Below are 19,877 nucleotides of genomic sequence, written 5' to 3' on the forward strand. Positions count from 1 at the left end.
ACGTGCCGGCGTCACCCGCGGTGCGCCGCGGCTGGCGTGGTTGGGCCTGGGGCTGGATCGCGCTGGGTGCGGCGATGACCGCCTGGGGCGGTGTGTTCGTGCTGGTGCTGCTGGTATTCGCCAGCGTCGGCTCGCCGGGCGATGGCGACAACGCGCTGCGCTCGGTGCGCCCGCTGCTGCTGGTGACGCTGTCGCTGACCGGGACCGTCGCGCTGGTCTGTGTCACTGCCAGCGTGCTCGCATTCCGGCTGCGCCGGCAGGCGGCTGGCGGCGGTGGCGCACTGCTCCTGCTGGCCCTATTGATGCTGGTGTTGTTGATCCCATCGCTGGTCTCGCGCCAGGCCACCGTGGCCGGGGTGCTGCCGTCGGCCACGCCGATTTGGCAAGTGACGGGTGTGCAGGGATAATCACGCGGCATGTTTTTTTCGGCGCTGCATTGGCGGCGCCTCCCCTTTCTGACTGGTAACCGGCCCGCTATGACCACGATCCGCAGCATCCACGCCCGTGAAATCCTCGACAGCCGTGGCAACCCCACGCTGGAAGCCGAAGTCATCTTCGAGGACGGCTCGTTCGGTCGTGCCGCCGTGCCCTCGGGCGCCTCGACCGGCACCAAGGAAGCCGTGGAACTGCGTGACGGCGACAAGACCCGTTACCTGGGCAAGGGCGTGCGCAACGCCGTGTCCAACGTCAACACCACGATCGCCACCGCACTGAAGGGCTTCGACGCCGCCGACCAGGAAGGCCTGGACCGCCGCCTGATCGATCTGGACGGCACCGAGAACAAGGGCCGCCTGGGCGCGAACGCGCTGCTGGGGGTTTCGCTGGCCAATGCCCACGCCGTGGCCGCCTCGAAGAAGCAGGCGCTGTGGCAGCACCTGGCCAATGGCCGCGACGTGACCCTGCCGGTCCCGATGATGAACATCATCAACGGCGGCGCACATGCCGACAACAACGTCGACTTCCAGGAGTTCATGGTGCTGCCGGTCGGCTTCACCTCGTTCTCCGAGTCGCTGCGTGCCGGTACCGAAATCTTCCATTCGCTCAAGTCGGTGCTCAAGGGCCATGGCCTGAGCACGGCGGTGGGCGATGAAGGCGGCTTCGCACCGGACTTCCGCAGCAACGTCGAAGCGCTGGACACCATCCTGGAAGCCATCGGCAAGGCCGGCTACACCGCCGGTGAAGACGTGCTGCTGGGCCTGGACGTGGCCTCCAGCGAGTTCTACGAGAACGGCAAGTACAACCTGGTCGGCGAGAACAAGCGCCTGACCTCCGAGCAGTTCGTCGACTTCCTGGCCGACTGGGCCGCGCAGTACCCGATCATCACCATCGAAGACGGCCTGGCCGAGAACGACTGGGCCGGCTGGAAGCTGCTGACCGACCGCATCGGCAACAAGGTGCAGCTGGTCGGTGACGATCTGTTCGTCACCAACCCGAAGATCTTCAAGGAAGGCATCGAGTCCGGCACCGCCAACGCGATCCTGATCAAGGTCAACCAGATCGGCACCCTGACCGAGACCCTGGAAGCGATCGCCATGGCGCACGCGGCCAACTACGCCTCGATCGTCTCGCACCGTTCGGGCGAAACCGAAGACACCACCATCGCCGACATCGCCGTGGCCACCACCGCCACCCAGATCAAGACCGGCTCGCTGTGCCGCAGCGATCGCGTGGCCAAGTACAACCAGCTGCTGCGGATCGAGGAAGCCCTCGGTGCCGGCGCGCGTTACGCTGGTCGTGACGCGTTCGTGTCGCTGAAGCGCTGATCGCATGCGCAACTGGCGCTGGCTGCTGCTGGTGCTCGCGCTGCTGCTCGCGTGGCTGCAGTACCGCTTCTGGTTTGGACCGGGCAACTCGGGCGAGGTGATGATGCTCGAAGCCCAGGTCGAGAACCAGAAGCGGGACAACGCCGGCCTGCAGCAGCGCAATGACGCGCTGGCTGCCGAGGTCAAGGACCTCAAGGAAGGCGAGGCGGCCATCGAAGAACGCGCGCGCAGCGAGCTGGGCATGATCAAGCCCGGCGAGAAGTTCTACCGCGTGGTCGAAGACGCGCCGGTGCCGCCGCCGCGTGCACCGACGGCCGTTCCCGATCCGGACGCGCCGCACCAGGACGTGCCCTGATGGCCGGCATCTGGGCGGTGGTGCCCGCCGCTGGACGTGGCACCCGCTTCGGCGGGCCCACGCCCAAGCAGTATCTGCTGGCCGGCGACCGCGTGTTGCTGGCCCATACCCTCCAGGCGCTGCTCTCGCACCCGGTCGTGGCCGGGGTGATGGTGGTGGTCGCCGAGGATGACGCCGACTGGCCGGGCTGGCAGTCGCTGGCGGACAAACCCATCCTGACCTGCGTCGGCGGGGCGACCCGTGCCGGCTCGGTACTGGCCGGCCTGCATGCCTTGCCCGATGACGTGCGGGCCGATGATTTCGTGCTGGTCCACGATGCCGCCCGCCCCAACCTGGCCGCTGCCGATCTGGGCCGCCTGCTGGAAGTGGGGCGTGCCGACCCGGTCGGCGCGATCCTGGCCGCCCCCGTGCGCGACACCCTCAAGCGTGCCGGCGACGACGGTGGCATCGATGCCACCGAGCCGCGTGAGCGCCTGTGGCGCGCGCTGACCCCGCAGCTGTTCCGCCGCCACCAGCTGGCGCGCGCGCTGCAGGAGGCGACCGATGCCGGCGTGGAGGTCACCGACGAGGCCATGGCCATGGAGCGCCAGGGGCTGCGCCCGCTGCTGGTGGAAGGCAGCGAAGACAACTTCAAGGTCACCACCCCGGCTGATCTGTCCCGTTTTGAATTCGTGTTGTCGCGTCGCGAACCCTGACGTCCGCACGCGCCACACCCAACCGCAGGTTCTTGCAATGACCACGCCACAGTTCCCTCCCTTCCGCATCGGACAGGGCTACGACGTCCATGCCTTCGGCGAGGGCGACCACATCATGCTCGGTGGCATCCGGGTCGAACACAGCTGTGGCGTGCTTGCGCACAGCGATGGCGATGTGATCCTGCACGCCCTGTGTGATGCGATGCTCGGCGCGCTGGCGCTGGGTGACATCGGCGTGCATTTCCCGCCGACGGACATGCGCTGGAAGGGCGCGGACAGCGCGCACCTGCTTGCGCATTGCAACGGCCTGCTGCGCGAGCGCGGCTGGCAGGTCGGCAACACCGACATCACCGTGATCTGCGAGCGGCCGAAGGTCGGCCCGCACGCCTTGGCCATGCGTGAGCGCATCGCCACCGTGCTGGGCATCGCGCTGGACTGCGTGAGCGTCAAGGCGACCACGTCGGAAAAACTGGGCTTCACCGGCCGCAGCGAGGGCATCGCCGCCCAGGCCAGCGTACTGCTGGTGGCGCTGTGATCCCGTTGCCGCTGGCGTTCGGCGCGCCGTTGCTCACCGCGAAGATCCGCACCACGCCCGAGGATTTCCAGGTCGACGAACTGCCGGCATTCGAGCCGAGCGGCGAGGGCGAGCACCTGCTGCTGACGATCCGCAAGCGTGGCGCGAACACCGTGCACGTCGCCAAGGTGCTGGCCAAATGGGCCGGGCTGCCGGACATGGCGGTCAGCTACGCCGGCATGAAAGACCGCCATGCGGTCACCACGCAGCGCTTCAGCGTGCACCTGCCCAAGCGCGTGGCGCCGGATCCGGCGCTGCTGGCTTCCGATGAGATCGAGGTGGTCGAGTCGACCTGGCACAACCGCAAGCTGCAGCGCGGTGCGTTGGCCGGCAACCGCTTCAAGCTGGTCCTGCGCGATGTGCAGGGGGATGCTGCGGCCATCGAAGAGCGACTTTCCCATATCGCCTCGCGCGGCCTGCCGAACTGGTTCGGTGAGCAGCGTTTCGGTCGCGATGGCGGCAATGTGCCGGCGGCGCTGGCGATGTTCGGTGGCCGCCGCATGCGTCCGGACCAGCGCTCGCTGCTGCTCTCGGCCGCCCGTTCGGCGCTGTTCAACCAGGTGTTGGCGGCGCGCGTGGAGCAGGGCAACTGGGACGCGCCGCTGGACGGCGAAGTCTGGATGCTCGATGGCAGCCGCAGCGTGTTCGGCCCGGAGCCGTGGACGGATCTGCTGGCCGATCGTCTCGGCCGCTTCGACATTCATCCCAGCGGCCCGTTGTGGGGCGAGGGCGAACTGCGCAGCACCGGTGCCGCTGCCGAGCTGGAGCTGGGCGCGGTTGCCGATGCGCAATCGCTCGCACTGCGCGCCGGCCTGGAAAGCGCCCGCCTGAAGCAGGAGCGCCGCGCGCTGCGCCTGCGCCCGGCGATGCTGCAGCACCAGTGGCTGGCTCCCGAGGTGCTGGAACTGAGCTTCGCGCTGCCGCCCGGCTGCTACGCCACCGCGGTGCTGCATGAGCTGGGGCCGGTAGAAGACGCAAGCCAGTCCGCGTAGAGCCGACCGTTGGTCGGCTGCCGTCCGTCCAGGCACCACAAATTACGTAGAGCCGACCGTTGGTCGGCTGCCGTCCGTCCAGGCACCGCAAATTGCGTAGAGCCGACCGTTGGTCGGCTGCCTAGCTCAGCCGACCACCGGTCGGCTCTACCCCGTGCGCGTGCGGCGGGGGAATTCCAGGGCCGGCGTTACCGGTTGCTCAGCAGCACCAGCACTGCGCCGGTGCCGCCCTGGCCGGCGGGCGCGGAATGAAATGCGAGCACGTCGTTGCGCAGGCGCAGCAGACGATCGACCAGATTCTTCAGCACCGGTGCGCCACCATCGGATTGCAGCCCCTTGCCGTGGATGATGCGCACGCAGCCGTACTCGTGGGCATGCGCTTCCACCAGGAACTGGCGCACCAGTGTCTCGGCCTGGGCCACCGTCGCGCCATGCAGGTCCAGTTCGTCCTGCACGGAGTACTGCCCGCGCTTGAGCCGCTGGAACATCCGCGGCGGCAGATTCTCGCGCCGGTAGCTGGCGGTATCGCCGGCCTCCAGTGGGCTGCTGTCGCGCAGCAGCCGGGCGAATTCCCCGCGGGCCTCCTGTTCATCCTGTTCGGCCATGCGCGCACGCGGCTTGGGCCGCGGCGTGGCCGGCGGCGGGGTGACCACCTTGCGCAGCGGCTTGACCTCGCCGATGGCGGCCCGGAACAGGGCCGCGGGATCTTCGTCTTCAGAATGTGACATGCGTACAGCCTAATGGGCGGGAGGGGCGATGCCTACCGATATCGGGGTAGGACGATCTGTCCGCTTGCGGCACAATAGCTGACGCACTTGCGCGGTCGTCGCGCTCCGGAAGGGGCAGGGCCACCGCCGCCAACAGTGGGAAGTGATGGAATCGAAGTCTTGAAAAATCAAGCGGTTAAATCGCAGATGCGGATTCTGGTCAGCAACGACGACGGTGTCGATGCGCCGGGCATCAAGATGCTCGCCACGGTATTGCGTGACGCAGGTCATGAAGTGACCGTGGTCGCCCCCGATCGCGATCGCTCAGGCGCCAGCAATTCGCTGACCCTGGACCTGCCGATCCGCATGAAGCGCGTCGACCACTACACCTGCTCGGTGGCCGGCACGCCGACCGACTGCGTGCATCTGGCCCTCACCGGCATGCTCGAGTACGAGCCGGATATCGTCGTCTCGGGCATCAACAACGCGGCCAACCTCGGCGACGACGTGATCTATTCCGGCACCGTCTCGGCGGCGATGGAAGGGCGCTTCCTGGGTCTGCCCGCCGTGGCGATGTCGCTGGTCACGCACAACCACGAGCCACGCAACTTCGAAACGGCCGCTCGCGCTGCGGTGGAGATCGTCACCCGGCTCAAGGCCGATCCGCTGCCCGCCGACACCATCCTCAACGTCAACGTGCCGGACCTGCCGTGGAGCGAAGTGCGCGGCTTCGAAGTGACCCGCCTGGGCAACCGTCACCGCGCCGAAGGCTGCATTGCCCAGCGCGACCCGCGCGGCAACCAGGTGTACTGGATCGGCCCGGCCGGGCGCGAACAGGACTCCGGCCCCGGCACGGATTTCCACGCGGTGCGCAACGGCTATATCTCGATCACCCCGATCCAGGTCGACCTCACCCGCTACCAGGCGCTGGAGAAGGTGGCCAGCTGGGTCGGCGGGCTGACCGCCGCGCTGGATCGGCCGGCATGAGCCCACGCCTGCGCCTGCAGCCCGAAGCGGTCGGCATCGGCATGACCTCCCAGCGCGTCCGCGACCGCCTGGTCGACCGCCTGCGCGATGCCGGCATCGCCGACGAAGCCACCCTCAATGCCATCCGCGTGGTGCCGCGCCATCTGTTCATCGATGAAGCACTGGCCTCGCGTGCCTACGAAGACACCGCCCTGCCGATCGGCCACGGCCAGACCATTTCGCAACCCTGGGTGGTTGCGCGCATGACCGAAGCGGTGCTGCAGTCGGCGCCGACGAAGGTGCTGGAAGTCGGCACCGGCTCGGGTTACCAGGCCGCCGTGCTGGGGGCGATCGGGCTGGAGGTCTACACGGTCGAGCGCATCGGCGATCTGCTGCGCCAGGCGCGCAAGCGCTTCCGAGCGCTGGGCATGAACATCCGCAGCAAGCATGACGACGGGCGCGTCGGCTGGGCCGAACACGGCCCTTACGATGCAATCGTGGTGACGGCGGCGGCACCGGCGCTGGTCGATGCGCTGGTCGAGCAGCTGGCCGTGGGTGGGCGCCTGGTGGCGCCGGTGGGCGGCCCGGGCGCGCAGTCGCTGATCCAGTTGACCCGTCGCGATGACGGCAGTGTCGAACAGCAGGTACTGGCACCGGTCACGTTCGTACCGCTGCTGTCTGGCATGCTGGACTGATTCCAAGGAGCGTTGCGTCATGAAGATTTTTGGTCCGCTGTACGAGCGGGCAATGAAGTGGGCCGCGCACGAGCGCGCCCCGACCTATCTGACGGTGTTGAGCTTCATCGAAGCGATCATCTTCCCGGTGATGCCCGAGGTGATGCTGGCGCCGATGTGCGTGGCCCAGCCCAAGCGCGGCTGGTGGTTCGCCACGCTCAGCCTGGCCGGCTCGATGGTCGGTGCGCTGGTCGGCTATGCGCTGGGCCACTTCGCCTTTGAAGCGCTCAAGCCGGTGTTCGCCGCGCTGGGCATGCTGGGCAGCATCGAGGGGGGCATCGCCATCGTGCAGGCCAAGATGGCCGAGTCGCCGTGGGCAGTGTTCACCTTCCTGGTGCTGGGCGGCTTCATGCCGATCCCGATGAAGGTCTTCACATGGGCATCGGGTATCGTCGGCGTGCCGTTGCCGCAGTATTTCCTGAGCATGTTGATCGGCCGTGGCAAGCGCGTGTACGTGCTGGCAGCGGTCATTCGTATTGGCGGGCCGCGCGCGGAAGCTGCGCTGCGCCGTTGGATTGAACCGCTGGGCTGGATCGCGACCGCGCTGGTGGTCGTGCTGGTCGCCTGGCTTGTATGGAGGTCGAAGTTCGCATGAGTGCTGATCGTTTGAGCAAGGGAGTGCGCAGCGGCGCGCTGCTGTTGGTGGTGTCGGCGCTGAGCGCCTGCGGCACTGCCACCGTGGTGCGGCCCTCGGGCTCGGGCGGCGGCGTGGCCCACAGCACGCCGCAGACCTCGGTGGCCAAGCCCGGCCAGACTGCGGTCGTCCGTCGTGGCGACACGCTGTATGCACTGGCCCGCATCCACAACATCACCCCGCGTGATCTGGCTGCCTGGAACGGGCTGGCCGAGCCGTACACGATCTATCCCGGCCAGTCGCTACGCCTGTACCCGGGCGGCAGTGGCAGCCCCGGCCGCGCCCCGACCACCGTGGTCACCGCGCCGCGTCCGGGCAGCACCGCGCCGGCGGCCACCCCGGCCCCGACCACCGCCATCAAGAGCAACATCAGCTGGCGCTGGCCGGCCGATGGCGCAATCGTTGGCCGCTTCGTCGCCGGCGAGGCGACCAAGCAGGGCGTGGACATCGCCGGCACCAGCGGCCAGCCGGTCCGTGCGACCGCCGCCGGCGTGGTGGTGTACTCCGGTGCCGGCCTGGTCGGTTTCGGCGAGCTGATCATCATCAAGCACAGCGACCAGTGGCTGTCGGCGTATGGCCACAACCGCAAGCGCCTGGTCAGCGAAGGGCAGAGCGTGAAGGCCGGCGAGCAGATCGCCGAAATGGGCCGCACCGGCGCTGCGCGCGACATGCTGCACTTCGAGATCCGCTACAACGGCAAGCCGGTCGATCCGCTGCTGTACCTGCCGCCGCGGTAATCAATGCAGCCGACCAACGGTCGGCTCTACCCCGCACAGCTCGTAACCGGGTGGTAGAGGACGCCATGCGTCGCTGTCGAGGACCGGGACGCAGGCACAAAAAAGGCCGCCCCAGGGGCGGCCTTTTCTGAACGGAAATTCCGGTCTCACCCCTTCAGGATGAACGCCGCCGCCACCTTGCGACCCTCGCTGGCGAGGATGTTGAAGGTCCGTGCGGCCGCCGGGTTGTTCATCACTTCCAGGCCGATCCCCCGGGTCAGGCATGCGGCCATGACCGCAGCGGGCGGGAACACCTGGGTATCGCCGGTGCCCAGCACCACCAGTGCGGGGTTCAGCGCCAGCACCGGCGCCAGGTCTTCCGGGGTCAGGCGGGCGATATCGGCCACTGGCCAGGCTTCGATCAGCGTGTCCGGGGCCAGGATGAAACTGGCGGCCAGGGTCCGGTCATTCACCTTCGCGCTGCGGCCATCGGCGGCACGCAGGGCGTAGGCGTAATCGGGGATTTCGTGGCTCAGCTGCATGGGCGTTCCGGGATCAGCCGCGCGGCAGGACGATCTGGCGCTGTTCCTTGCTCGGGCGGTACAGCACGGCCACGTGGCCGATGCGCTGCACCAGCGCGCTTTCACTGGCACTGACCAGCTCGGCGATGAGGGCGTCGCGGGCCTCGCGGTCTTCGGCGGCGACCTTGACCTTGATCAGCTCGTGGCGTTCCAGCACCTCTTCCAGTTCAGCCAGGAAGGCCGGTGTCACCCCCTTGCCGCCGATCTGGAGCAGGGCTTTCAGATCATGCGCGTGGCCGCGGAGGAAACGGGTTTGGGAAGACGTCAGGGCGATAGCCATTCAGGAACAAGCGGTTAACTGGGGCGATCAGGGTATCATGACCTCCCCATCGGACCCGCATCTCAATGGCAACCCGCAGCAAAAGCAGTCAACGTTGGTTGAAAGAGCACTTCGCCGACCCCTTCGTGAAGAAGGCCCAGGCCGAGGGCATGCGCTCGCGCGCGGCCTACAAACTGGAGGAGCTGCTGGAGCGGGATCGGCTGCTGAAGCCGCACATGGTCGTGGTCGACCTGGGGGCCGCCCCGGGCGGCTGGTCCCAGCAGGTCCGCCGTCAGATCGGCGACACCGGGCGGGTCCTGGCGCTGGACATCCTGGAGATGCCGCCGCTGGCCGGCGTGGAGTTCCTTCACGGTGACTTCAGGGAACAGGCCGTCCTATCGGAGTTCGAAGCCATGCTGGGGGATCAGCCGGTAGACCTTGTGCTCTCGGATATGGCCCCCAATAAGAGTGGAATGGACGCGGTGGACCAACCGCGGATGATGCACCTGGCGGAGTTGGCGTTGGAGTTTGCCGACAACCATCTCAAGCCCGGTGGCGCGTTCCTGATCAAGCTGTTCCAGGGCGTGGGCTTTGACGACTACGTGCGCGAAATGCGCCGCCGGTACGACAAAGTGGTGATCCGCAAGCCTGAAGCGTCCCGTAAGCGCTCGCCCGAGGTGTACGCCTTGGGGCAGGGAAAACGCGCGCAGATCAAGTAAGCTCAACCATACGAATCGCGTCAGGAATTAGAGGAACACCGGAGCCAATGAGGATGAACGACTTGACCAAGAACCTCCTGCTATGGGTGGTCGTCGCCGTCGTGCTGATGGTGGTCTTCCAGAGCTTCTCGCCGAAGAGCAGCGGAGCCGGCGCGCAGGGTGCGACGTATTCGCAGTTCCTCGACCAGGTGGACAGCGGCAACATCCAGAAAGTAGTGCTGGGCGAAATGCGCGGCGGTGCCAATGATGTGACCTACACCACCCGCAGCGGCCAGACCAGCACCATCACCGCGCCCTACGATCGTGACCTGATCAACGTGCTGCGCGGCAAGAAGGTGGAATTCGAGCAGGCGCCGCCCTCCAGCGGCATCTCGCTGGGCGCGATCCTGATGAACTTCCTCCCGGTGATCCTGATCATCGGCTTCTGGATCTTCATCATGCGCCAGATGCAGGGCGGTGGCGGCGGGGCCAAGGGCGCGATGTCCTTCGGCAAGTCGCGCGCCAAGCTGCAGGGCGAAGACCAGATCAAGGTCACCTTCGCCGATGTCGCCGGCTGCGACGAGGCCAAGGAAGAGGTCGGCGAACTGGTCGACTTCCTGCGTGACCCGACCAAGTTCACCAAGCTGGGCGGCAAGATTCCGCGCGGCGTGCTGATGGTCGGCCCGCCGGGTACCGGCAAGACCCTGCTGGCCCGCGCCATTGCGGGTGAGGCCAAGGTCCCGTTCTTCTCGATCTCCGGTTCGGATTTCGTGGAAATGTTCGTCGGCGTCGGCGCCAGCCGCGTGCGCGACATGTTCGAGCAGGCCAAGAAGCAGGCTCCGTGCATCATCTTCATTGATGAAATCGACGCCGTCGGTCGTCACCGTGGTGCCGGCCTGGGCGGCGGTCACGACGAGCGCGAGCAGACCCTGAACCAGCTGCTGGTCGAAATGGACGGTTTCGAGGGAGGCGAGGGCGTGATCGTCATCGCCGCCACCAACCGTCCGGACGTGCTGGATCCGGCGCTGCTGCGCCCGGGCCGTTTCGACCGCCAGGTCGTGGTCGGCCTGCCGGACGTCAAGGGCCGCGAGCAGATCCTCAAGGTGCACATGCGCAAGCTGCCGCTGGCCGACGATGTCGAGCCGATGGTGATCGCGCGCGGTACCCCGGGCTTCTCCGGTGCGGACCTGGCCAACCTGGCCAACGAAGCAGCGCTGTTTGCCGCACGTGGCGGTGAGAAGGAAGTCCGCATGGACCACTTCGACCGTGCCCGCGACAAGATCCTGATGGGTGCCGAGCGCCGTTCGATGGCGATGAGCGAAGAAGAAAAGACGCTCACCGCGTATCACGAAGCCGGCCATGCCATCGTCGGCCGCCTGGTGCCCGAGCACGATCCGGTCTACAAGGTCACCATCATTCCGCGCGGCCGCGCGCTGGGTGTGACGATGTACCTGCCGGAAGGCGACAAGTACTCGATGAACCGCGTGGCGATCGAATCGCAGCTGTGCTCGCTGTATGGCGGCCGCGTCGCCGAAGAGCTGATCTTCGGCACCGACAAGGTCACCACCGGTGCCTCCAACGACATCGAGCGCGCCACCAAGATGGCCCGCAACATGGTCACCAAGTGGGGCCTGTCCGACGAGCTCGGCCCGATCGCCTACGGTGAAGAGGACGATGAAGTGTTCCTCGGCCGTTCGGTGACGCAGCACAAGAGCGTGTCCGACGACACCGCGCGCCGCATCGACGAAGTGGTTCGCAGCATCCTGGACAAGGCCTACGCCCGTACCACCGAGCTGCTGACCGCCAACCTCGACAAGCTGCACACGATGTCCCAGCTGCTGCTGCAGTACGAGACCATCGATGCGCCGCAGATCAACGCCGTGATGGAAGGGCGCGATCCGCCGCCGCCGGCGGGCTGGGGCAAGTCGGCCAGCAACAAGGATGGCGGCAACAACGACAAGGGCGGCGATGCCCGTCCGGTCGCCCCGATCGCCGGCCCTGCCGAACAGATCTGAGTGTTGCCCACGTAAGTGGTGAAGGCCGGGGAAACCCGGCCTTCGTCGTTTCCGGCAGGTCATAATGTGGCTCTGTTTTCGTTCCCGTTCTGGAGTCGCCATGTCCGCACCCCCACCGCAGCCGATCTCGCACACCACTGAAATGGTGATCGCCACGATCATTGGCGTGGCCATCGGCCTGACCCGCGACAACTTCCTGCTCGGCGCCGGCATCGGCATCGCCGTCGGCGTGCTGATGAGCATCGCCAAGACGGTCTACGTGGAGCGCAAGCGCCGCCAGCGCTGAGGGCTTGCGCGCGCGGGCGGCAGTGGGCAGGATGCGCTTGCCCGCGCCGCATGCCGCGGCCGGGCATGGCCGGGGGATCGGCCGACACACTTTCCAGGGGGACGTTCATGCGTCATTCGATGCGCGCAGCCGCTGCTGCGCTGTTGTGCTGTGCCACGCCGGTCATGGCCGCCGAGATCCACGTGCAGGATCCGGTGCCGTTCAACGAGTCGGCGATCATCGCCGAGAACATCAAGGCCGAGTGCCGGATGGGCGCGCAGCTGGCGACCGCGCTGGGCAAGAATGCCCCGGCGCATGGCAATACCATCGTCTTCGGCAGTGACCCGGTGAACACCGGCAGCGGACACGCGTTGAAGCTGGAGCTTGTGGAGGCGCAGAGTGCCGGCAATGCGTTCACCGGCCACTTCAAGTCGGCAGCCGTGCGCGGCGTGCTGTTCGAGAACGGCCAGCAGGTGGCCACGGTCACCGCACGCCGCGTGTCGCGCGGTGGCGCGTTTGCCGGCTTCAAGGGCTCGTGCGATGTGCTTGAGCGCACGGTCAATGCGATCGGCAGCGATCTGGCGATCTGGCTGGCCAAGCCGGTCGATGGGGCCCGCCTCGGCGACCTCTGACGGCCGGTCCGGTGCGCCAGCGTAAACTACGCGCTGGCGTACTTCGTGGATCTGCCCATGTTCGACATTTCTCCCCAGCTCGATTGCGGCGGCCGCTTGCTGCGGCTGGATCGCCCGCGGGTCATGGGCATCGTCAATGTCACCCCGGATTCGTTCTCCGACGGCGGTGAGCACGACAGCGTCGAGGCCGCGGTCGCACACGGCCTGCAGCTGGTGGCCGAAGGTGCGGACCTGCTCGACATCGGCGGCGAGTCGACGCGGCCTGGCAGTGCGCCGGTGCCGCTGGACGAAGAACTGCGCCGGGTCATCCCGGTGATCGAGCGCCTGGCGCGCGAGACTTCCGTGCCGATCAGCATCGACACTTTCAAACCCGAGGTGATGCGTGCCGCCGTCGCCGCCGGTGCCGGCCTGATCAATGACATCCATGCGCTGCGCCAGCCGGGTGCGCTGGAGGCTGCCGCCGAGCTCGGCGTGCCGGTGGTGTTGATGCACATGCAGGGCGAGCCGGGCAGCATGCAGGACACCCCGCACTACGACGATGTCCTCGCCGAGGTGCATCGTTTCCTGACCGAGCGCATGTTCCAGGCCGAGATGGCCGGCGTCGCCAAGAAGCACCTGGTCATCGATCTGGGCTTCGGCTTCGGCAAGACCACCGAACACAACATGATCCTGCTGGCGCGCTCGGACCGTTTCCTTGAACTCGGTGTCCCGATGCTGGCGGGTCTGTCGCGCAAGCGCAGCATCGGTGAGCTGACCGGTCGTGAACAGCCGCGTGACCGCGTGGCCGGTTCGGTCGCCGCGCACCTGATCGCCGCCCAGCGCGGCGCAATGCTGCTGCGCGTGCACGATGTCGCGGCCACGGTCGATGCCCTGAAGGTGTGGGCGGCGGTGGATGCCGTGCCGATGCCGCGGGTCTCGGGCGCACCGGCGATGCCGCGCTGGCCGGACGAGGACTGATGGCCGTCGACCAACGCCCGCTTGCGATCGCGGTGATGGGGCCGACCGCGTCGGGCAAGACCGCCACCGCGATCGCGCTGGCCCAGCAGTTGGACGGTGAGATCGTCAGCGTCGATTCGGCCCTGGTCTACCGCGGCCTGGATATCGGTTCGGCCAAACCCGACGCCGCCGAGCGCGCCCAGGCCCCGCATCATCTGCTCGATGTGCGCGACCCGTGGCAGACCTATTCGGCGGCAGAGTTCGCCGGCGACGCCGCCCGGGCCGTGCGCGACATCATTGCGCGCGGCCGCATGCCGATTCTGGCCGGTGGCACCGGGCTGTACTTTCGTGCCCTGCTGCAGGGCCTGTCGCCGATGCCTGAAGCCGATCCGGCGGTGCGCGCGCAGATCGCGGCCGAGGCGGCCGGGCAGGGCTGGGCGGCGATGCACGCCCAGCTCGCCGGCATCGATCCGGCAGCGGCGAAGCGCATTCACGCGACCGATCCACAGCGCATCCAGCGGGCGCTGGAAGTCCATCGCCTGACCGGCACCCCGATCAGCGAATGGCAGAAGCTGCCTGGTGTGGACCGGCTGCCGGTGCGGGCGCTCAAGCTGGTGTTGGCGCCCCGCGAGCGCAAGGTGCTGCACCAGCGCATCGAAACCCGGTTCGACGCGATGCTGGATCACGGTTTCCTGGACGAAGTCCGCGCGCTGCGCGCCCTGCCGGCCATGGCCGGGGTGGCCGCGCCGCTGGATCTGCCGGCCGTACGCGCGGTCGGGTACCGGCAGGCATGGGAATACCTGGACGGGCAGGGGACGGCCGCCGAGTTCCGTGAGCGGGGTATCCAGGCCACCCGGCAGCTGGCCAAGCGGCAGCTGACCTGGTTGCGCGGGGAGCTTGATGCGCGCTGGTTCGATCCCCATTTAGAGAAGGCTTCCCTGGCGGATGCGGTGTCGACCTTCGTCGCACGCTGAGTCCACGCCGCCACCCACCCGCCCCGTGTACCATCAAGGGTTCCGGCGGGCGGCGGGGGCCGTGGCAACTGCCGGAAGACCATAAAAACAATAATCAGGAGTGTGCAATGTCCAAGGGGCAATCGCTGCAGGATCCGTTTCTGAATGCACTTCGGCGCGAACGTGTGCCGGTGTCGGTGTATCTGGTCAATGGCATCAAGCTGCAGGGGACGATTGAATCGTTCGACCAGTTCGTGGTGCTGCTGCGTAACACGGTGAGCCAGATGGTGTACAAGCACGCCATTTCGACCGTGGTACCGGCGCGCAATGTGAAGGTCGGGCCCGGTGGTGGCTATGTGCAGTCCAACGATGGCGCCGAAGGCGTCCAAGGTGATGACGACGTTGAGTGACAGTGTGAAAAATTCTGGAGAACTGCGTGTTTGACCGTTCCAAGCGAGGCGAACACGCACTCCTGATCCAGCCGCATGCCGGCCGGCTCGAAGATGACGTGCTTGAAGAGTTCACCGATCTGGCCCGCTCCGCCGGGGCCAGCATCGCGGCCACGTTGACCGCGCGCATCGATCGGCCCAATCCGTCGATCCTGATCGGCAGCGGCAAGCTGGACGAGGTCAAGGCCGCGGCCGAGGCCACCGGCGCTGACCTGATCCTGGTCAACCACGCCCTGTCGCCGGGGCAGGAGCGCAACCTGGAGCGGTTCCTGGAGCGGCGCGTGATCGACCGCACCGGGCTGATCCTGGATATCTTCGCCCAGCGTGCGCGCAGCCATGAAGGCAAGCTGCAGGTGGAACTGGCGCAGCTGCGCCACATGTCCACGCGGCTGGTCCGCGGCTGGACCCATCTGGAGCGCCAGCGCGGTGGTTCCATCGGCCTGCGTGGCCCGGGTGAAACCCAGCTGGAAACCGATCGCCGCCTGCTGCAGAAGCGGGTGGAGCAGCTGCAGAAGAAACTGGAAAAGGTGGAAGTGCAGCGCACCCAGATGCGCCGTGCCCGCCTGCGCAGCGAACTGCCGCGCGTCGCCCTGGTGGGTTACACCAACGCCGGCAAGTCGACCCTGTTCAACGCATTGACCGGCGCCGAGGCCTACGCGGCGGACCAGCTGTTCGCGACGCTGGACCCGACGGTGCGCCGCATCGCGCTGCCCGGTGGCAGCGTCGTGCTTGCCGATACCGTCGGCTTCGTCCGCGACCTGCCGCATGACCTGGTGGCGGCGTTCCGCTCGACCTTGTCTGAAGCCCGCGAAGCGGACTTCCTGCTGCACCTGGTCGATGCCGCCGATCCGCACCGTGAGGAGCGCATCGCGCAGGTCGATGAGGTGCTGACTGCCATCGGCGCGGGCGATCTGCCGCAGCTGCTGGTGTTCAACAAGATCGACCGCATCGACGGGGCCGAGGTGCGCCACGATGGCCAGGACGGCATCCCCGACAGCGCCCGTCGCGAACGGGTCTGGATTTCCGCTCGCGACAACGTGGGCCTGCCGCTGCTGCAGTCCGTGCTGGGCAAGCGCCTGGGCCTGCAGCACGTCAGTGGCGAGCTGCGGCTGCCGCCAAGTGCCGGTCGCCTGCGGTCGCGTCTGCACCAGCTGGAGGTCGTGCGCAGCGAAGCAACCGATGAAGACGGTTGGCTGCTGCAGGTTGAGATTCCGATCGCCGAGGCCGAGAAGCTGGCGGCCGGCGAGGACGGCGCACCGATCCGCGCCATGCTCCCGGAAAAACTTCCGGAGTGGTGAGGGGTGCGCCGGCCGCTGGCCGGCGCCCGCGATCCTGAGGTAGTGCCGGCCGCTGGCCGGCATCCCATGATGCTGAGGGTGCGCGACCCTACGTCGCACCCGGCGACACACGACATCACCCACGATTTCGGCTAAAACTGGGGGCGTTCGTTCCCCCGTTGATCCAGGATTCCCCATGACCGTTCCTTCCGACGCCGAGCTCGGCGCCCTCGCCAGTGACGTGGGGCAGCGGCTGCAGCAGGCCTCGCTGCAACTGGTGACCGCCGAGAGCTGCAGTGGCGGCTGGATCGCCAAGGCGATGACGGATATCGCCGGTTCCTCGGCGTTCTTCGACTGCGGCATGGTGGTGTACAGCTACGAAGCCAAGCAGCGTCTGCTTGGCGTGCGTGCGCAGACGCTGGAGCAGTTCGGCGCGGTCAGCCGCGAGACCGTGCTGGAGATGGTCTCCGGCGCGTTGATCAATTCCGGGGCGGGCATCGCCGTGGCGGTGACCGGGATCGCCGGGCCGGGCGGCGGCAGCGAGGACAAGCCGGTCGGCAGCGTCTGGATCGGCTGGAAGGGTCGGGGCGGCTACGCCCGTGCGCAGTTGTTCCAGTTCGACGGCGACCGCGAAGCCATACGGCGGCAGACCGTACAGCAGGCGCTGACGGGAATCTTCCCCCTGTTGTGACATCCTGACCGCGTGTGCTGACAGGAGAGTGGGCCGATGTGGGAAACGCTGGGTACCGTGCGTGACCTGGGGCGATTGCAGGAAATCGCGTCGGTCCTGATCCGCTATGGCTTCGGCGACCTGGTGCGCCGGATCGGCCTGGCCGATGTGCTTGAGCGTGCCGGCCGCCTGCTGCACTGGAACGACACCCAGCAGATGCTGCGGATGACCGCGCCGGTGCGCGTGCGCCGCGCGATGGAGGATCTGGGTCCGACCTTCGTCAAACTCGGCCAGGTGCTGGCCACCCGCGTGGACCTGTTCCCGCCGGACTGGATCGCTGAATTTTCCGAACTCCAGAACGCGGTACCGGCGCTGCCGTACGCGCAGGTGCGCGACCAGCTGGAGCGCGACCTGGGCGCGCCGGCGACGGAGGTGTTCGCGTGGCTGGATGAAACCCCGATGGCCGCCGCCTCGCTGGCACAGGCCCATCGCGCGACCCTGCATGACGGCACTGCCGTGGTGCTGAAGATCCGCCGCCCCGGCATCCGCGACGTGATTGAAGCCGACCTGCGCCTGCTGGCGCGGCTGGCCGAGATCGTCGAGGCGCGGCTGCCCGATCTCCAGCGCTACCGGCCGGCCGAGGTGGTGCAGCAGTTCCAGGTGTCACTGCGCCGCGAGCTGGATTTCGCTGCCGAATGCCGCAACGCCGAACGGATCGCGCGCAACTTCCAGGGCCGCAACGACATCCTGATTCCCAACGTGCACTGGCAGTGGACCTGCGAAAGCCTCAACGTGCAGGACTTCGTCGATGGCATTCCCGGCCGCGACCTGGCCGGTGTCGATGCAGCCGGCCTGGACCGCGTGCAGCTGGCCCGGACCGGGGCGCGCATCGTGCTCAAGATGGTGCTCGAGGATGGCTGTTTCCACGCCGACCCGCACCCGGGCAACATCATCTACCTGCGCGACGGCCGGATCGGCGTGATCGATTTCGGCATGGTCGGCGCGATTTCCGAACAGCGCCGCTTCCAGGTCGCCCAGCTCCTGCACGGCCTGGTCACGCAGGAGCCCGAGCAGGTGGCCGACGTCCTGCTGGACTGGGCCGGTGGCGTGGAGGTGGACGAATCGCGGCTGCAGCAGGACATCAGCACCTTCGTCGACCAGTACCGCGGGGTGCCGCTCAAGGACCTGCACATGGGCCTGATGCTGGGCAACATCACCCAGCTGCTGCGCCAGTACGCGCTGACCCTGCCGGCCGATCTGGCCCTGATGATCAAGACCTTCCTGACCCTGGAAGGGATGGGCCGCCAGCTTGACCCGCAGTTCGACATGGCCAGTGCCGCGCGTCCTTACCTGGAACGGGTGATGTGGCAGCGTTACTCGCCCGGCGCCATGCTCAAGCGCGGCAAGCGCAGCCTGGTGGGGGTGATGGACCTGGTCGGCGACCTGCCGCGCGATGTCCGCCGACTGCTGCAGATGGCGCGCCGCGGGCGGCTCCAGCTCAAGGTCGAGACCACCGCACTGCAGGGCTTCGGCGACCAGGTCAACCGCGCCGCCAATCGGCTGGTGATGGGCATCGTGACCGCTGCGCTGATCATCGGCTCCTCCATCGTCATGCACAGTGTCGGCGGCGTCTCCAGCCGCTGGCTGCTGGCGCTGGGCGTAGCCGGGTTCATCGGTGCCGGCTTCTGCGGCGTGTGGATACTGTTCTCGATCTGGCGCAGCGGCAAGAACCCCTAGGGTTCTTGCCGCTGGGATCCGCAGGATCCCCGCAACGTGCCGCCAACGCCGCACATTGCGCGTAGAGCCGACCATTGGTCGGCTGCTCTTGGCGGGTTAGCTGGCTGGGCCGGTCATCGTTTGCCCCGGGTAGCGCCCCGCCATGCGTGTCTTCTTCTGTTTGCCACGTAGTGCCACGCCATGCGTGTCTTCTTCTGTTTGCCCCAGGTAGTGCCACGCCATGCGTGGCTGCTCCCCATCCCGCGCCAGGAATGCCCGACCCACGAGATGGCAGAGGCTCAACGCCGGAAGGATGGCCGCAAGCGGCACGCGTCCGCAGCGTCAGGCATGGCCGCGCTGCGCGCGGTCACCGACCAACGGTCGCTGGCTACAGGCGTTGCTGGCGGCTTCGGCCGGGGCCCGGACCGCTGTCCTTTGTAATGGCTCTTGCTCTGCGGGCACTTGCGTGCCCGTATCGTTAGTAGTAATACTACTAACCATGGACCTGACCGATACCCAGCAGGCGATCCTGCAGTTGATCGCCGAGCGTATAGAGACCGATGGCGCACCGCCGTCGCAGACGGAAATCGCCCGCGCGTTCGGCTTCAAGGGCGTCCGCGCGGCCCAGTACCATCTGGAAGCGCTGGAGCAGGCCGGGGCGATCCGCCGCATTCCGGGCCAGGCCCGCGGCATCCGCCTGGTCCAGGCACCGGCGCTGCAGAGCGGCCTGCCCGAATCGCTGCCCGCCTCGGCGCTGCCGGACCACGTCCTGCGCCTGCCGGTGCTGGGCCGGGTCGCGGCCGGTCTGCCGATCGGTGCGGACATCGGCTCGGATGACTTCGTGGTCCTGGACCGGGTGTTCTTCTCGCCCGCGCCCGACTACCTGCTGAAAGTGCAGGGCGATTCGATGATCGACGAGGGCATCTTCGACGGCGACCTGATCGGCGTGCACCGCACCCGTGACGCGCGCTCCGGCCAGATCGTGGTGGCCCGCATCGATGACGAGATCACGGTCAAGCTGCTGAAGATGGGCAAGGACCGGATCCGCCTGCTGCCACGCAATCCCGATTACAAACCGATCGAAGTGCTGCCGGACAAGGACTTCGCGATCGAAGGCCTCTATTGCGGGTTGCTGCGGCCCAACCGCTGACCCTGTTCCCCCTGAATCACGCGCGGTCTTTTGTGGCACATCTCTGGTTTTGCTGAGGTTGGTACGGATGTCCGATAATTTTTTTCCGAACGCCGGGCAGAATCTCAGCCCGTGCGATACGCCAGCCTTAAAGTGAACCC

General features: G+C 67.4%; 24 protein-coding genes. 21 read left to right on the plus strand and 3 right to left on the minus strand.

Annotated elements, in window-relative coordinates; all coding sequences use genetic code 11:
• The first annotated feature begins 2 nt into the window (after positions 1–2).
• The 6 genes from OC373_RS07090 (at position 3) to truD (ending at position 4,379) form a co-directional block, all read left to right on the plus strand.
• Positions 3–407, plus strand: coding sequence for a hypothetical protein (locus tag OC373_RS07090; protein WP_237740293.1), 405 nt, complete (start codon positions 3–5; stop codon positions 405–407).
• A gap of 69 nt (positions 408–476) precedes the next feature.
• Positions 477–1,763, plus strand: coding sequence for a phosphopyruvate hydratase (gene eno / locus OC373_RS07095; RefSeq protein ID WP_261997357.1), 1,287 nt, complete (start codon positions 477–479; stop codon positions 1,761–1,763).
• Between the two features lie 4 nt (positions 1,764–1,767).
• Positions 1,768–2,118: a cell division protein FtsB gene (ftsB, locus tag OC373_RS07100; protein WP_019183335.1), complete on the plus strand. Its 351-nt coding sequence runs from the start codon at positions 1,768–1,770 to the stop codon at positions 2,116–2,118.
• The gene (gene ispD, locus OC373_RS07105; protein ID WP_261997554.1) at positions 2,115–2,813 is read left to right on the plus strand and encodes a 2-C-methyl-D-erythritol 4-phosphate cytidylyltransferase; all 699 of its coding nucleotides are present in this window, start codon (positions 2,115–2,117) and stop codon (positions 2,811–2,813) included. Before ftsB ends, ispD begins: the two co-directional genes overlap by 4 nt.
• Before the next feature lie 37 nt (positions 2,814–2,850).
• Positions 2,851–3,348, plus strand: coding sequence for a 2-C-methyl-D-erythritol 2,4-cyclodiphosphate synthase (gene ispF, locus OC373_RS07110; RefSeq protein ID WP_019183333.1), 498 nt, complete (start codon positions 2,851–2,853; stop codon positions 3,346–3,348).
• Positions 3,345–4,379, plus strand: coding sequence for a tRNA pseudouridine(13) synthase TruD (gene truD, locus OC373_RS07115; protein ID WP_261997358.1), 1,035 nt, complete (start codon positions 3,345–3,347; stop codon positions 4,377–4,379). Before ispF ends, truD begins: the two co-directional genes overlap by 4 nt.
• 188 nt (positions 4,380–4,567) lie before the next feature.
• Here truD and OC373_RS07120 read toward each other — a convergent pair whose 3' ends face one another.
• Positions 4,568–5,107 carry a Smr/MutS family protein gene (locus tag OC373_RS07120; RefSeq protein ID WP_070427087.1) on the minus strand — a complete coding sequence of 180 codons (540 nt, stop codon included), beginning with the start codon at positions 5,105–5,107 and terminating at the stop codon, positions 4,568–4,570.
• Positions 5,108–5,293: 186 nt separating this feature from the next.
• Between OC373_RS07120 and surE the strand changes: the two genes are divergently transcribed.
• The 4 genes from surE to OC373_RS07140 are packed head-to-tail and all read left to right on the plus strand — an operon-like array spanning position 5,294 to position 8,157.
• On the plus strand, positions 5,294–6,073 hold the full coding sequence (surE, locus tag OC373_RS07125) for a 5'/3'-nucleotidase SurE (protein WP_261997359.1): 780 nt from the start codon (positions 5,294–5,296) through the stop codon (positions 6,071–6,073).
• Entirely contained in the window at positions 6,070–6,747 is a 678-nt protein-coding gene (locus OC373_RS07130) for a protein-L-isoaspartate(D-aspartate) O-methyltransferase (protein WP_070427088.1), read from the plus strand. Before surE ends, OC373_RS07130 begins: the two co-directional genes overlap by 4 nt.
• Positions 6,748–6,766: 19 nt before the next feature.
• A complete protein-coding gene (locus tag OC373_RS07135) occupies positions 6,767–7,381 on the plus strand; it encodes a YqaA family protein (RefSeq protein ID WP_070427089.1) in 615 nt (204 codons plus the stop codon).
• A complete protein-coding gene (locus OC373_RS07140) occupies positions 7,378–8,157 on the plus strand; it encodes a peptidoglycan DD-metalloendopeptidase family protein (RefSeq protein ID WP_070427090.1) in 780 nt (259 codons plus the stop codon). The genes OC373_RS07135 and OC373_RS07140 overlap by 4 nt, the downstream gene beginning before the upstream one ends.
• A gap of 146 nt (positions 8,158–8,303) precedes the next feature.
• Here the strand turns inward: OC373_RS07140 and OC373_RS07145 are convergent, their stop codons facing one another.
• Positions 8,304–8,678: an MTH938/NDUFAF3 family protein gene (locus OC373_RS07145; protein ID WP_019183326.1), complete on the minus strand. Its 375-nt coding sequence runs from the start codon at positions 8,676–8,678 to the stop codon at positions 8,304–8,306.
• A gap of 13 nt (positions 8,679–8,691) precedes the next feature.
• Positions 8,692–8,997, minus strand: a complete 306-nt coding sequence (gene yhbY / locus OC373_RS07150; RefSeq protein ID WP_019183325.1) for a ribosome assembly RNA-binding protein YhbY — start codon at positions 8,995–8,997, stop codon at positions 8,692–8,694.
• A gap of 65 nt (positions 8,998–9,062) precedes the next feature.
• Between yhbY and rlmE the strand changes: the two genes are divergently transcribed.
• The 11 genes from rlmE (at position 9,063) to lexA (ending at position 19,737) form a co-directional block, all read left to right on the plus strand.
• Complete coding sequence (gene rlmE, locus OC373_RS07155; RefSeq protein ID WP_019183324.1) at positions 9,063–9,695, plus strand: 23S rRNA (uridine(2552)-2'-O)-methyltransferase RlmE; 633 nt, start codon at positions 9,063–9,065, stop codon at positions 9,693–9,695.
• 53 nt (positions 9,696–9,748) lie between these two features.
• Positions 9,749–11,689: an ATP-dependent zinc metalloprotease FtsH gene (gene ftsH / locus OC373_RS07160; protein WP_019183323.1), complete on the plus strand. Its 1,941-nt coding sequence runs from the start codon at positions 9,749–9,751 to the stop codon at positions 11,687–11,689.
• Positions 11,690–11,789: 100 nt separating this feature from the next.
• The gene (locus OC373_RS07165; protein ID WP_019183322.1) at positions 11,790–11,975 is read left to right on the plus strand and encodes a hypothetical protein; all 186 of its coding nucleotides are present in this window, start codon (positions 11,790–11,792) and stop codon (positions 11,973–11,975) included.
• A gap of 107 nt (positions 11,976–12,082) precedes the next feature.
• The gene (locus OC373_RS07170; RefSeq protein WP_156785769.1) at positions 12,083–12,586 is read left to right on the plus strand and encodes a hypothetical protein; all 504 of its coding nucleotides are present in this window, start codon (positions 12,083–12,085) and stop codon (positions 12,584–12,586) included.
• A 57-nt stretch (positions 12,587–12,643) separates the two neighbouring features.
• Entirely contained in the window at positions 12,644–13,543 is a 900-nt protein-coding gene (gene folP, locus OC373_RS07175; RefSeq protein ID WP_261997360.1) for a dihydropteroate synthase, read from the plus strand.
• Positions 13,543–14,496 carry a tRNA (adenosine(37)-N6)-dimethylallyltransferase MiaA gene (gene miaA, locus OC373_RS07180; RefSeq protein WP_261997361.1) on the plus strand — a complete coding sequence of 318 codons (954 nt, stop codon included), beginning with the start codon at positions 13,543–13,545 and terminating at the stop codon, positions 14,494–14,496. Before folP ends, miaA begins: the two co-directional genes overlap by 1 nt.
• Before the next feature lie 107 nt (positions 14,497–14,603).
• Positions 14,604–14,885, plus strand: coding sequence for an RNA chaperone Hfq (gene hfq, locus OC373_RS07185; protein WP_019183319.1), 282 nt, complete (start codon positions 14,604–14,606; stop codon positions 14,883–14,885).
• A 26-nt stretch (positions 14,886–14,911) separates the two neighbouring features.
• Entirely contained in the window at positions 14,912–16,222 is a 1,311-nt protein-coding gene (gene hflX, locus OC373_RS07190) for a ribosome rescue GTPase HflX (RefSeq protein ID WP_070427094.1), read from the plus strand.
• 175 nt (positions 16,223–16,397) lie between these two features.
• Positions 16,398–16,892 (plus strand): CinA family protein, encoded by a 495-nt coding sequence (locus tag OC373_RS07195; RefSeq protein WP_019183317.1) that lies wholly within the window; start codon positions 16,398–16,400, stop codon positions 16,890–16,892.
• A gap of 36 nt (positions 16,893–16,928) precedes the next feature.
• The gene (gene ubiB, locus OC373_RS07200) at positions 16,929–18,608 is read left to right on the plus strand and encodes a 2-polyprenylphenol 6-hydroxylase (protein ID WP_019183316.1); all 1,680 of its coding nucleotides are present in this window, start codon (positions 16,929–16,931) and stop codon (positions 18,606–18,608) included.
• Positions 18,609–19,086: 478 nt separating this feature from the next.
• Positions 19,087–19,737, plus strand: a complete 651-nt coding sequence (gene lexA, locus OC373_RS07205; RefSeq protein WP_261997362.1) for a transcriptional repressor LexA — start codon at positions 19,087–19,089, stop codon at positions 19,735–19,737.
• Positions 19,738–19,877: the final 140 nt, after the last annotated feature.

The organism is Stenotrophomonas sp. Ste96 (genome assembly GCF_024519495.1).
In the GTDB taxonomy this organism is placed as follows: domain Bacteria; phylum Pseudomonadota; class Gammaproteobacteria; order Xanthomonadales; family Xanthomonadaceae; genus Stenotrophomonas; species Stenotrophomonas bentonitica_A.

Coding starts and splice junctions, on each gene's coding strand:
- lexA (WP_261997362.1), top strand. CDS start 19,087: ATGGACCTGACCGATACCCAGCAGGCGATCCTGCAGTTGATCGCCGAG.
- OC373_RS07130 (WP_070427088.1), top strand. CDS start 6,070: ATGAGCCCACGCCTGCGCCTGCAGCCCGAAGCGGTCGGCATCGGCATG.
- ispF (WP_019183333.1), top strand. CDS start 2,851: ATGACCACGCCACAGTTCCCTCCCTTCCGCATCGGACAGGGCTACGAC.
- eno (WP_261997357.1), top strand. CDS start 477: ATGACCACGATCCGCAGCATCCACGCCCGTGAAATCCTCGACAGCCGT.
- OC373_RS07135 (WP_070427089.1), top strand. CDS start 6,767: ATGAAGATTTTTGGTCCGCTGTACGAGCGGGCAATGAAGTGGGCCGCG.
- ftsH (WP_019183323.1), top strand. CDS start 9,749: ATGAACGACTTGACCAAGAACCTCCTGCTATGGGTGGTCGTCGCCGTC.
- surE (WP_261997359.1), top strand. CDS start 5,294: ATGCGGATTCTGGTCAGCAACGACGACGGTGTCGATGCGCCGGGCATC.
- OC373_RS07165 (WP_019183322.1), top strand. CDS start 11,790: ATGTCCGCACCCCCACCGCAGCCGATCTCGCACACCACTGAAATGGTG.
- yhbY (WP_019183325.1), bottom strand. CDS start 8,997: ATGGCTATCGCCCTGACGTCTTCCCAAACCCGTTTCCTCCGCGGCCAC.
- folP (WP_261997360.1), top strand. CDS start 12,644: ATGTTCGACATTTCTCCCCAGCTCGATTGCGGCGGCCGCTTGCTGCGG.
- rlmE (WP_019183324.1), top strand. CDS start 9,063: ATGGCAACCCGCAGCAAAAGCAGTCAACGTTGGTTGAAAGAGCACTTC.
- OC373_RS07170 (WP_156785769.1), top strand. CDS start 12,083: ATGCGTCATTCGATGCGCGCAGCCGCTGCTGCGCTGTTGTGCTGTGCC.
- ubiB (WP_019183316.1), top strand. CDS start 16,929: ATGTGGGAAACGCTGGGTACCGTGCGTGACCTGGGGCGATTGCAGGAA.
- OC373_RS07145 (WP_019183326.1), bottom strand. CDS start 8,678: ATGCAGCTGAGCCACGAAATCCCCGATTACGCCTACGCCCTGCGTGCC.
- ftsB (WP_019183335.1), top strand. CDS start 1,768: ATGCGCAACTGGCGCTGGCTGCTGCTGGTGCTCGCGCTGCTGCTCGCG.
- OC373_RS07195 (WP_019183317.1), top strand. CDS start 16,398: ATGACCGTTCCTTCCGACGCCGAGCTCGGCGCCCTCGCCAGTGACGTG.
- OC373_RS07140 (WP_070427090.1), top strand. CDS start 7,378: ATGAGTGCTGATCGTTTGAGCAAGGGAGTGCGCAGCGGCGCGCTGCTG.
- hfq (WP_019183319.1), top strand. CDS start 14,604: ATGTCCAAGGGGCAATCGCTGCAGGATCCGTTTCTGAATGCACTTCGG.
- OC373_RS07120 (WP_070427087.1), bottom strand. CDS start 5,107: ATGTCACATTCTGAAGACGAAGATCCCGCGGCCCTGTTCCGGGCCGCC.
- miaA (WP_261997361.1), top strand. CDS start 13,543: ATGGCCGTCGACCAACGCCCGCTTGCGATCGCGGTGATGGGGCCGACC.